This window comes from Brachybacterium tyrofermentans (assembly GCF_039526165.1).
Classification (GTDB): Bacteria; Actinomycetota; Actinomycetes; order Actinomycetales; family Dermabacteraceae; genus Brachybacterium; species Brachybacterium tyrofermentans.
On record NZ_BAAAIR010000059.1, the window covers coordinates 1 to 827 of the forward strand.

General features: G+C 52.6%; 1 protein-coding gene. It reads right to left on the reverse strand.

Annotation, left to right across the window (positions count from 1 at the left end; translation table 11 throughout):
* Positions 1-52 precede the first annotated feature (52 nt).
* Positions 53-757, reverse strand: a complete 705-nt coding sequence (locus tag ABD093_RS18185; protein WP_001067855.1) for an IS6-like element IS26 family transposase — start codon at positions 755-757, stop codon at positions 53-55.
* Positions 758-827 lie beyond the last annotated feature (70 nt).

The window sequence follows — 827 nt, forward strand, 5'->3', positions numbered from 1 at the left end:
GGCACTGTTGCAAAGTTAGCGATGAGGCAGCCTTTTGTCTTATTCAAAGGCCTTACATTTCAAAAACTCTGCTTACCAGGCGCATTTCGCCCAGGGGATCACCATAATAAAATGCTGAGGCCTGGCCTTTGCGTAGTGCACGCATCACCTCAATACCTTTGATGGTGGCGTAAGCCGTCTTCATGGATTTAAATCCCAGCGTGGCGCCGATTATCCGTTTCAGTTTGCCATGATCGCATTCAATCACGTTGTTCCGGTACTTAATCTGTCGGTGTTCAACGTCAGACGGGCACCGGCCTTCGCGTTTGAGCAGAGCAAGCGCGCGACCATAGGCGGGCGCTTTATCCGTGTTGATGAATCGCGGGATCTGCCACTTCTTCACGTTGTTGAGGATTTTACCCAGAAACCGGTATGCAGCTTTGCTGTTACGACGGGAGGAGAGATAAAAATCGACAGTGCGGCCCCGGCTGTCGACGGCCCGGTACAGATACGCCCAGCGGCCATTGACCTTCACGTAGGTTTCATCCATGTGCCACGGGCAAAGATCGGAAGGGTTACGCCAGTACCAGCGCAGCCGTTTTTCCATTTCAGGCGCATAACGCTGAACCCAGCGGTAAATCGTGGAGTGATCGACATTCACTCCGCGTTCAGCCAGCATCTCCTGCAGCTCACGGTAACTGATGCCGTATTTGCAGTACCAGCGTACGGCCCACAGAATGATGTCACGCTGAAAATGCCGGCCTTTGAATGGGTTCATGTGCAGCTCCATCAGCAAAAGGGGATGATAAGTTTATCACCACCGACTATTTGCAACAGTGCCAACGCCG